A 10,778-nucleotide genomic window follows, 5' to 3' on the forward strand; every position below is an offset into this window, starting at 1 on the left:
GTCGGCGCGCGACGCGCCCGTGCGCGCGTAGCGGCACGGGGCGGACTGCGCCAGGCAGCGCCACAGCTGCCGCGCTCTACAACCGGAGACGCGGCGCCGGCGCGGTTTTACTTCTTGATGAGACCGAAGCTGTCGGCCAGCTCGGCGTATTGCTTGACCTGCTGCTTGACGTAGTCGTCGAGCTCCTTGCCGGTCTTGTTGAAGGGGAACAATCCCTGCTGGTCGCGCAGCTTGGCGTACTCGGGCGCCGCCATCATCTTGTCGAAGGCCGAGACCCAGAACTGGTAGTACTCGTCCGATACCTTGGGACCGACGTAGAATCCGCGGATGATCGGCCAGACGATGTCGTAGCCCTGTTCCTTGGCCGTCGGCACCTCGGCCAGCTTGCCGGGCAGGCGCTGGTCGTTGAATACCGCCAGGATGCGGATCGGCGCGCCGCCTTCCAGCATGGTGAAGGCCTCGGCCGCATCGCCCATGTAGGCCTGGATGTGGCCGCCGCGCAGCGCGGTGACGGCCTCGCCGCCCCCCTCGAACGCCACGAAGCGCATCTTCTTGAAGTCCACGCCGGCAGCCTTGGCCGTCAACGCCGCCTTCATCCAGTCCTGGCTGCCCACGGTGCCGCCCGCGCCCAGCACGATCTTGGTCGGATCGGCCTTGAAGGCGTCCATCAGACTCTTCAGGTCTTTGTACGGTGAGTCGGCGCGCACGACGGCCACGCCATAGTCGGTGCCGATGCCCGACACCCAGCGTACGTCATTGACCGTGTACTTGCCGAACTTGCCCTGCGCCAGGTTCAGCAGCGAGCCGCCCGAGTAGGCCACGATGCTGCCCGGCTCGTCGGGATGCTGCGCCACGATGTTGTTGTAGGCCACGGCGCCGATGCCGCCCGGCATGTAGATGACGCGCATCGGGGTCTTGAGAGCGCCGCTCTGCTTCAGGCCTTCGGTGGCCAGCCGGCAGGTCAGGTCGAAGCCGCCGCCGGGTTGCGCCGGCGCGATGCATTCGGGACGGCGGGGTTCGTCGGCCGCGCGGGCCGGCGACGCCAGGGTGAGGAAAGTCAGCGCGCACGCGCCCAGTACCGCGCCAAGGCGGCCTTTCGTCAGGATCTGCATGATTGCGGTCTCCGTCTGGTTTGTAGGTGTATGTCGAGGCGGACGTTATGCCATCCGGTCCGCTGGACTGCCACCGTACAAAACCGTCCCTTTCCGAACCCTTTCAACTTGGTGCATTTTTCTGATGCGGCGCACCAATCCGGGGCAAATCTAGGGAAAACACCAGGGCCACACGCAGACCCTGCCGGTCGGGACGGTTCTCGATGTGCAGGCGGGCGTCGTGCACGTCGATGATGGTGTCCACAATCGCCAGCCCCAGCCCCGCGCCGGACTTGTTCTTGCCCTCCGAGCCGCGGCGAAACCGCACGCCGGCCCGCTCGATATCCTGCGGCGACATGCCGGGGCCGCTGTCCTCGACGACCAGGCATGCCGAATGCGCCTCGCGCGCGACGCGCACCGTCACCTCCCCGCCTTCCGGCGTGTAGCGGATGGCGTTGTCCAGGACATTGCTTAGCGCTTCGCGCAGCAGCCATCCCACCCCGTGCACGACGACGGGCTGCCCGGGCAGGTCCAGGCCCAGGTCGAGGCGCCGCGCCCGGCCCGCCGGAAGCAGGGACCGCACGACACTGCCGGCCAGGTCGTTGAGATCTACCGGTTCGAAGGCGGCGGCGCCCTCGGACAGCGTCGCGTCCTTGGCGCGGGCCAGCGCCAGCATCTGGTTGGTAGTGCGCACCGCATGGTCCAGCCGTTCCTGCATGGCCAGCAGGGCGGCCCGGATCTCGGCAGGATCTTCCTCGCGCAGCGCGTAGGCCGTCTGGGTGCGCAGCACCGAGAGCGGCGTGCGCAGCTGGTGGGAAGCGTCGTCCAGGAACTGGCGCTGCACCCGGGCCTGGTCGGTGAACCGGGCCATGTGCAGGTTCACGGCGTCGATCAGGGGACGCACTTCGCCGGGCATCCCGGCGGGATTCACCGGGCTCAGATCGTCCGACGGACGGGCTTCCATTTCCTCGCGCAGGCGTTCCATGGGTTCCAGGGCGCTGAAAACGCTCCAGATCACGATCAGGACGCTTATCGCGATCACCAGTAGGTCCCGCCCTACCGAGCTCACCAAAGCGCTCTGGAGGACCTCCTGACGGCTTTCCAGGCTCTCCGCCACCTGGACGATGACCCGTCCCCCCCGATTGTTGTAAAGCGGCGGCTCCATGGCCCGGGCCAGCGCGGCCACCCGGACCGGCTCGCCGTCGTACTCGGCATAGAAAAAACGGGGTTCTCCGGATACCAGGGGATCGTCCGGCAGCGGCAGGTCGGGATTGCCGATTTCGGCCAGCCCGTCCTCGGTGGCCACGCGATAGTACACATGGCCATTGGCGGTCAGCTGGAAAAATTCCAGCAGCAGATAAGGCTGCTCCATCGACAGCCCGCCGCTGGCCGTGGAGATGTTGTGGTCGATAGAGCGCAGCGCGCCGGCAAGCGACCGGTCGTAGGCGCTGTCGACTTGCTCGCGCAACTGGTGGTTGGACAGGTACAGCGCCACCATCATCACGCAGACCAGCGCCGGGATCAGCCGTCCCAGCAGCAGCGTTTTCAGCGTGCGGCTACGCGGCAGGCCGGCCAGCGGAATCTTCAATGACGGTCTCCAGGCTGTATCCCATGCCACGCAGCGTGACGATCTGCACGCCGGTGCCTGCCAATTTTTTGCGCAATCGGTGCACCAGCACCTCTACCGCCTCGAGGTTCACTTCGCTGTCGTCCGGCTGGATGCGGTCAAGGATCTGCTGCTTGCCCACGGGTTCGCCGCTGCGCTGGATCAGCACGCGCAGTACCGCATGTTCGCGCGGCGACAGCGCCAGAGGATGTCCGCCCACGGCGAAACGCTGCGATGCCGTGTCCAGCACCAGGTTGCCCAGCGACAGCCGCGGATGATCGCGGCCGCGGCTGCGGCGGATCAGCGCCGTCAGGCGCGCCTCGACTTCTTCCAGAACGAAGGGTTTGGGCAGGAAATCGTCGGCGCCCTCATGCAGCGTGCCGATACGCTCGGCCAGCGAATCGCGCGCGGTCAGCACCAGGACGGGCGTACGGTCGTCACGGGCCCGCATGCGGGCCAGCAGGCTGTGCCCGTCCATGCCGGGCAGGCCCAGGTCCAGGACCACGGCGTCGAACTCTTCCACGGCGAGGCGGCGTTCGGCCACGATGCCGTCGTTGGCCCATTCCACGACGAATCCGGCATGGCGCGCCAGGCTGCGTGCCAGCCAGTGCGCCAGTTCGGCTTCGTCCTCGATCAGGAGGATGCGCATGAGCGATAGCGACCTGGGGTGGGATGGCTGGCTGACATCTTGATGTTTTCTCTTCTAGGTTCTTTATAAAAAGATTGGTAATGGATAAGGCCTGTGGATAACTGCATCAACCTGAAAAACCGATTCTATTTCATGCGCTTGGCGCGGATTTCGGCTGTGCAAGAACCGTGTTTGGCGAAACTGGACAAGTTGAACAACATTTCGGCGGGTGGCGAAAGCCGGCTGTTGTTCATTCCAGGTCCACACGCTGTGCACAACTTCGCTTCACTGTAGTTATCCACAGGCGCGGCTCGCCGGCGGCCGGGGTTTCCGCCCCGCCCAGGTGTACCACGGGCCGATGATGGCACCCCGTTTTCTCGCCACAGTCACATGTCTCCTATAGAATCGCCCGAAGACATGCGCCTCGTTCGCTCGGTGCCTCGTGGATGCTTTTCTTGCCCTGCTCCAGCCGGTTCCGCCGCTGCGAGACTTTCCTCGGACCACCCCCATGAGCGACGCAAAGGTCGTGCTGGCCGTCGATCTCGACGGCACCCTGCTGCAATCCGACCTGCTCCACGAGAACATCGCCCACCACGCGACGCGCCACCCGGCCACGCTGGCCGCGGCGGTGGTGGGGCTGAGCCGCGGAAAAGCCGTCTTCAAGGCCAGGCTGGCCGAGCACTACGAGCCCGACGTGGCCACCCTGCCGTACCGGCAGGAAGTGCTGGACCTGATACAGCAGGTGCGCGCGGCAGGACGCGCGGTGGTGCTGGTGTCGGCGTCCGACCAGCGTCTGCTCGATCGCATCGCCGCCCATCTGAAGTGCTTCGACGCCGCGTATGGTTCGGACGGCAGCCGCAACCTGAGCGGCGACAACAAGGCCCGGTTCCTGGTCGATCGCTATGGCGCCGGCAACTACGACTACGTCGGCGATGCCGCCGTGGACCTGCCCGTATGGCGCGGCGCCCGGCTGGCCATCACGGTCGGGGCCGGAGCCTCGCTGCGCGCGCGGGTCGATGCGGCCACGGCGCGCACACTGCACATCGACACGGGCCCCGCGCCGCTGCGCGCGTACCGCAAGGCGCTGCGGCCGCACCAGTGGCTGAAGAACGTACTGGTATTCCTGCCCCTGCTGGCGTCGCACCGCATATCCCTGGCGGATCTGCTGGCCACGGTGCTGGTCTTCGTGGCGTTCTGCCTGGCGGCATCGGCCGTCTACGTCGTCAACGACATACTGGACATTCCTTCCGACCGGATCCATCCGCGCAAGCGCCGCAGGCCGTTCGCAAGCGGGGCCATTCCTATCTCGCACGGTGCGGTCATGGTGGCGGTGCTGGCGGCGGCGACGGCCGTGTTGTGCATCGTGTGGCTGCAGCCGCTGGTGGTGCTGGCCCTGCTTGGCTACTGCGTGCTGACCACGGCCTACTCCATATCGCTCAAGCGCAAGATGGTGGTGGACATCTGCACGCTGGCCGGGCTGTATACGCTGCGCATCATCACCGGCGCGGCGGCCACGTCGCTGCCGCTGTCGCCCTGGCTGCTGGCGTTCTCGGTGTTCCTGTTCTTTTCGCTGGCCGCGATCAAGCGGCAGGCCGAACTCTTGAGCAGCCGCACCGCGGGCGTGGAAAAGCTTTCGGGGCGGAACTATGAGGTGGGCGACATTCCGGTGATCACGGCCATGTCGCTGGCGTCGGGCTACAACGCGGTGCTGGTGCTGGCGCTTTACATCAACAGCGATACGGTGGCCGAGCTGTACAGCAGCCCCTTCCTGCTGTGGCTGGTCTGCCCGGTGCTGCTGTACTGGATCAGCCGGCTGATCCTGCTGACGCAGCGCGGCATGATGGACGACGACCCCGTGCTGTTCGCGGTGCGGGACCACATCAGCCTTGCGTGCGGCGCGGTGATCCTGGCCATCGCGCTGGCGGCCAGCCTGCTATGACGCGCCTGCAACTGGTCGCGCGCTATACGCTGTTCGCGGTGGTGGCGACGCTGTGCAACCTGGGCGTGCAGCGACTGGTGCTGGGTGCGGCGGACGCCGCGCATCCGCCGCTGGCCTATGCCGCGGCCGTCGGCTTCGGCACGCTGGCCGGGCTGCTGGTGAAGTACGTGCTGGACAAACGCTGGATCTTCAGGGATATCGAGGCGGGATTGCAGGCGCATGCCCGCAAGTTCTCGCTGTACACCCTGATGGGTGTGGTGACCACGCTGATCTTCTGGTGCGCCGAAACCCTGTTCTGGCTGGTGTGGCACACGCACACGATGCGCGAGCTGGGCGCGGTGCTGGGTTTGGCGATAGGCTATTTCGTGAAATACCGGCTCGACCGCAAATACGTATTCCGCACCCGGTGGGCCGCGCCATGACGCGCGTCGCACTATCGGGCTGGGGGCGCTTTCCGGTGACCTCGTGCCGGCTGGAAACGCCGGCCGACCTGGCGGGACTGCGGGCGCTGCTGCCGCAGGGACGGCTGGCGCCGCGCGGCAACGGCAGGGGCTACGGCGACTGCGCGTTGCTCGAGGACGGCCTGACGGCATCGATGTTGCGCATGAACTGCATGCTGCACTTCGACGCCGCCACCGGCCAGCTGGTCGCGCAGGCCGGCGTGCTGCTGGCCGACATCATCGATGCCTTCCTTCCCCGCGGCTGGTTCCCGGCGGTGACGCCGGGAACCAAGTTCGTGACGGTCGGCGGCATGATCGCGGCCGACGTGCACGGCAAGAACCACCACCAATCGGGCGCGTTCGGCCGCCATGTGCTCTGGCTGGACCTGCTGCTTCCCAATGGCGAAGTCGTACGCTGTTCACGCGACGAGCGTGCCGAACTGTTCGAGTACACCTGCGGCGGAATGGGCCTGACCGGCGTGATACTTCGCGCCTGCCTGCAGCTGATGCCGGTGCGCACCGGCTGGATCCGCCAGGAAACGCGCGTGGCCATGAACCTGCAGCAGGCGATGGACGCGTTCGAGGCCTCGGGGCAGTGGACCTACAGCGTCGCATGGATAGACTGCCTGGCGCGCGGCGCCGCCATGGGACGCTCGCTGCTGTTCCTGGGCGAACATGCGCTGCCCGAGGAACTGCCCCAGGCCTGGCGGCACGCGCCGCTGCGCACGCCGGCCCGTCGCAAGTGGCACGTTCCGGTGGATGTCCCGGCCGCGCTGATGAATCGCATGTCGATGGGCGCGTTCAACGAGCTGTACTTCCGCGCCGGACAGCGCGGCAACGCATCGCGCCTGGTCGACTGGGACAGCTACTTCTATCCCCTGGACGCCGTCGGCGCCTGGAACCGCGTCTATGGCGCGCGCGGCTTCGCGCAGTACCAGTGCGTGATTCCGCGCGAGGCCGCACGCGGCGGGATGGCCGCCCTGCTGGCCGCCGTGTCGGCGCACGGAAGCGGATCCTTCCTGGCGGTGCTGAAGCTGCTGGGGCAGCAGGACAGCCGTTTCTCGTTTCCGATGGACGGCTACACGCTGGCGCTGGACTTTCCGGTGAACCCGCACACGCTCGCCCTTCTGGACTCGCTCGACCGGATCACCGCCGATCATGGCGGACGCGTCTACCTGGCCAAGGATGCCAGAATGTCGCGGACGCTATTCGAACAGACCGAGCCGCGCGCGGACGCTTACCGCCGCTACCGGTCGTCCGCGATGCTGGACAGACATTTCGCCTCGGCACAGTCCGAGCGACTGGGGTTGTAAGCATGAACAAGCTGACCGTAGTCATCATTGGCGGGCGCTCGGACATCGGTCTGGCGCTGGCGCATCGGTTTGCCCGCATGGGGCACCCCATCGTGCTGGCGGCTCGGCATGCCGACGATCTGCAGGACAGGCTGACGGACCTGTCGGTGCGATACGGGGTGGCCGCGCAGGCGCGCGAGGTCGACGTGCTGCGGCCGGAGAGCTTCGGCGCGTTCCTCGACGGCTTGCCGGCCGATACCGGCATCGCGATCTCGGTGGTGGGATTGATGCCGGACCAGCAGGCCATCGAGCGGGATCCGCCGGCGGTGCAGCGCACGGTGGATTCCAATTTCACGGGCCCCATGCTCCTGCTGGAGATGGCCGCGCATCGCTACGCCGCCGCACGGCTGCCGGGGGCGGCGGTGATCGGCATCAGTTCGGTGGCGGGCGACCGCGGCCGGGCGCGCAACTACTGGTATGGCGCGGCCAAGGCCGCATTCAGCGCAGGCTTGTCCGGGTTGCGGCAGCGGCATGCGCGGCACGGGCTGCTGGTCATGACTGTGAAGCCGGGTTTCGTCAGCACGCGCATGACCGCCGGCATGCAGCTGCCGCCGGCGCTGACGGACACGCCGCAGCAGGTGGCCGAGCTGGTCTACCAGGGCTATTGCAAGCGGCGCATGGTGGTGTACCCGTGGAAATGGCGGCTCATCATGACGATCATCCAGCTCATTCCCGAACGCGTTTTCTCGCGCATGAAGTTCTAGTACCCGGTCATCCCATGCACTCAGTTCCCCCTACCCCGATGCGCGGCGGCATGCAGGCTTATGTGCCGGCGCTGTTCTTCGTGGCGGCTTCGCTCTTCATCGTGGCGGTACTGGGCACGGCTCAGATACTGCCGCGTGTGTCGGACGACGCCTATTACTACTTCGTGGTGGCGCGCAATGTGGCCTTGCACGGCTACAGCGAGTTCACGCCCGGCGTGCCGACCAACGGCTATCACCCGTTATGGATGCTGGTGCTGGCCGCCACGGGATGGTTGTTCGGTTTCGAACTGGCCACGTTCCGCGTGCTCGAGATACTGGTAGTGGGCCTCGGACTGGCCGCCTTCGTGCGCTTGTTCGACATACGCGGCCTGCCTTCGGCATTGTTCTGCACGTTTGCGGTCTGGTACGTGGTCCGCAGCTTCGCGCTGAACGGCATGGAGACCTCGCTGCTGGTGCCCGCCTTCGTGCTGTTCGCGGCCGCCTGCATGTCCACGCATGGATGGGTAGAGCGTCATCGGGCCTGGCTGCTGTTCCTGTCCGCGGCGATGTGCATCGGCACGCGGCTGGACAGCGCGCTGTTCGTGCTGCCGGCGCTCGTCGCGGCGCCCGCTCCGCTGCGCGCGAAGATGCGCGTCATGGCAGGCCTGGCGGCATGCGGGGCGGCGTATGCCGGCATAAACAAGCTGCTGTTCGACGCCGTGCTGCCGGTGTCCGGCACCATCAAGTCGCTGGGCGGCCTGCAGTGGAACGAGCGCTACGCCAGCCAGATCAGCAGCGGCTTCGACCTCAACGGCCTGGTCACACTTAATTCGCAGGTGGCGCTGTTCATCGCGCCGCTGCTCGCGCTGGCGATCGCGGCATGGGCCGGACGCGCCGCCGACGCGGACCGAAGGGTGTTGCGCTTCATCGTGGCGGGCATCGTCGGGCTGGCGCTCAGCACCATCAAGCTGCTGTTCTTTTCTTCCTGGCAGGTATGGGCCTGGTACAGCTATCCGCTGCTGTGGTTTACGCTGCCTGGCGTATTGCTGGTCGATCGCCGGCTGTGCCATTCTGGCCGCTATCGTGCGTGGGCGCTGGCCATCGGGCTGGTGCTCGTCGGCTACTTTCTATACAACAACCTGCGTCCCCGGTCGGCCGACTATGCCGAGATCAACCGGGAATTCCTGGCGCGCCATGCGGCGCTGTTGGGAAAGGCGCCGGTCGCCATGGGGGATCGGGCCGGCTCGTTCGCGTACTACTACGCGGGCAGCGTCTATCAGCTGGAAGGCCTGGTCAACGATGCGGCGTACCTGAAGCTGCTGCGCGCCGGCGGCGACCTGCGGCCGCACCTGTGCGCGCGGGGCATCTCGTACGTGCTCGACTACGAAGTGCCCCTGGCCGGCAGCTATGCCGCGCACCGCATAGAAATATTGCGGCCGCGGCTGACGACGTTCCGCGGACCATACATAGACGTGCGGCAGGACGAGGAAGTCGCTTTCCACGACAACCTCAGCCGTTATGACAACCGTGCATACGACGAGGGCGATTACCGGCTGTACCTGTGGCGGCTCGATTGCGAGACCTCGCGCGGCAGCCATGTCATGACCTCTCCGCTAAAATGACCCCGCTTTTTTTCCCGCACTTGGTGGCCCTGTGGACGCGTCGTCGCCAGATTCCAGCCTGCTAACCCTGAACCAGATACGCGCCATGCTCGCCGCCCGCCGCGGGCTGGTGGCATGGGTCACGCTGGGTATCGTGTTCGCCACCCTGGTGGTGGTGCTTGTCATGCCGCGGGTCTGGACTTCCACGGCCGACATCGTCATCGACTACAAAGAGAACGACCCCATCACGGGCCGGTCGTTCTCGGCGCTGCTCGACGACAGCTACATGCAGACCCAGATCGACCTGATCAAGAGCCAGGCCGTGGCCGAGCGCATGTTGCGCACGCTGGGCCTGTTGCCGCCCAGGACCGATACGGGCGGCGCACGCACCAATGAGTATGACGAACTGGTGGAGTCCATCGGCCGCAACCTCGAGGTCAACAGCCAGCGCAGCAGCCGCGTGCTCAGCGTGTCCTTTTCCGCCGAGACGCCGCAGAAGGCGCGCGACTATGCCAACGCCATCGTCAACGCCTACATCCAGGTCAGCCAGGAGCTGGCCACGTCCGGCGCGCGAGCCCGCACAGAGCAATACAACGCGCAGCTGGAACAGATGCGCAAAGAGATCGAGGCCATCCAGGCGAAGCTGACGCAATACCAGCAGGAGACCGGGATCATCGACGCGCAGCAGGCCGACAACCTGGAATCGCGCCGCCTGAACGACCTGATGGAGGCCCTGCTTGCGGTGCAGACGCAGCTGCAGGAGGCCCAGGCGCGCACCCAGGCCATCGACCGCCTACTTGCCGCGGGCGTGCGGCCGGAGGACCTGCCGCAGGTAGGCCAGGTGATCGCCATCAACGACATGCGCGAAGGCCTCACCATGCTGAACCGCCAGCTCGGCGAGGTGCAGGGCGCGCTGGGCGCCAATCATCCCACCATACGCGGCCTGACCGCCGAGCGTCAGCAGCTGCGCGCCGACATCGCGCGGCAGGCGCGCGCCGCCATCGAGGTGCAGCGCGGCGAACCGCTGCGGCTGCAGGCGCAGATGGACGCGCTGCAGGGCGAGATCGACGCGCAGCGCGCCAAGGTGCTCGAACGCATGCGGCAGCGCGACCAGGTGGTGGCATACCAGCGCCAGCTGGCGGGCGTGGAGCAGGTGTACAACACGGCCCTGCAGAAGTACGACGGACTACTGATGGCCAGCAACATCACCTCGCCCAACCTCTCCGTGCTGAGGCCGGCCGAATTGCCCACCCTGCCCGCGCGGCCCCGCAAGACGCAGAGCATGGTGATGGGGCTGGTGGTCGGCCTGGTGGTCGGCCTGATGCTGGCGCTGCTGCTCGAACTCAGCGTCCGGCGCGTGCGCAGTCCGGACGACCTCAGGGTCGGCGACGCGCCGATGATCGGCCGCGTCGGCTATGCCGCCGACGGCCGGGCCTAG

9 protein-coding genes are annotated in these 10,778 nt (G+C 66.8%); 6 read left to right on the forward strand and 3 right to left on the reverse strand.

Annotated features, from left to right (window positions below; all coding sequences use genetic code 11):
- Positions 1-107 precede the first annotated feature (107 nt).
- The 3 genes from CAL15_RS23900 to CAL15_RS23910 all read right to left on the reverse strand — a co-directional run bounded on the left by CAL15_RS23900 (position 108) and on the right by CAL15_RS23910 (position 3,346).
- Complete coding sequence (locus CAL15_RS23900) at positions 108-1,112, reverse strand: Bug family tripartite tricarboxylate transporter substrate binding protein (protein ID WP_086080779.1); 1,005 nt, start codon at positions 1,110-1,112, stop codon at positions 108-110.
- Positions 1,113-1,215: 103 nt separating this feature from the next.
- A complete protein-coding gene (locus CAL15_RS23905; RefSeq protein ID WP_086081269.1) occupies positions 1,216-2,592 on the reverse strand; it encodes a sensor histidine kinase in 1,377 nt (458 codons plus the stop codon).
- Between the two features lie 55 nt (positions 2,593-2,647).
- Positions 2,648-3,346, reverse strand: a complete 699-nt coding sequence (locus CAL15_RS23910; RefSeq protein WP_086080780.1) for a response regulator — start codon at positions 3,344-3,346, stop codon at positions 2,648-2,650.
- 487 nt (positions 3,347-3,833) lie between these two features.
- Between CAL15_RS23910 and CAL15_RS23920 the strand changes: the two genes are divergently transcribed.
- Genes CAL15_RS23920 through CAL15_RS23945 form a run of 6 tightly spaced genes read left to right on the forward strand, consistent with a single transcriptional unit; the run spans position 3,834 to position 10,778 of the window.
- Entirely contained in the window at positions 3,834-5,264 is a 1,431-nt protein-coding gene (locus CAL15_RS23920; RefSeq protein ID WP_086080782.1) for a UbiA family prenyltransferase, read from the forward strand.
- On the forward strand, positions 5,261-5,686 hold the full coding sequence (locus CAL15_RS23925; RefSeq protein ID WP_086080783.1) for a GtrA family protein: 426 nt from the start codon (positions 5,261-5,263) through the stop codon (positions 5,684-5,686). The genes CAL15_RS23920 and CAL15_RS23925 overlap by 4 nt, the downstream gene beginning before the upstream one ends.
- Positions 5,683-7,017 carry an FAD-binding oxidoreductase gene (locus tag CAL15_RS23930; RefSeq protein WP_086081270.1) on the forward strand — a complete coding sequence of 445 codons (1,335 nt, stop codon included), beginning with the start codon at positions 5,683-5,685 and terminating at the stop codon, positions 7,015-7,017. The genes CAL15_RS23925 and CAL15_RS23930 overlap by 4 nt, the downstream gene beginning before the upstream one ends.
- A 2-nt stretch (positions 7,018-7,019) precedes the next feature.
- On the forward strand, positions 7,020-7,760 hold the full coding sequence (locus CAL15_RS23935) for an SDR family oxidoreductase (protein WP_086080784.1): 741 nt from the start codon (positions 7,020-7,022) through the stop codon (positions 7,758-7,760).
- Positions 7,761-7,774: 14 nt separating this feature from the next.
- Positions 7,775-9,361 carry a hypothetical protein gene (locus CAL15_RS23940; protein ID WP_157666731.1) on the forward strand — a complete coding sequence of 529 codons (1,587 nt, stop codon included), beginning with the start codon at positions 7,775-7,777 and terminating at the stop codon, positions 9,359-9,361.
- Positions 9,362-9,392: 31 nt separating this feature from the next.
- The gene (locus CAL15_RS23945; RefSeq protein WP_269768298.1) at positions 9,393-10,778 is read left to right on the forward strand and encodes a Wzz/FepE/Etk N-terminal domain-containing protein; all 1,386 of its coding nucleotides are present in this window, start codon (positions 9,393-9,395) and stop codon (positions 10,776-10,778) included.

The organism is Bordetella genomosp. 13, from assembly GCF_002119665.1.
GTDB lineage: Bacteria > Pseudomonadota > Gammaproteobacteria > Burkholderiales > Burkholderiaceae_B > Bordetella.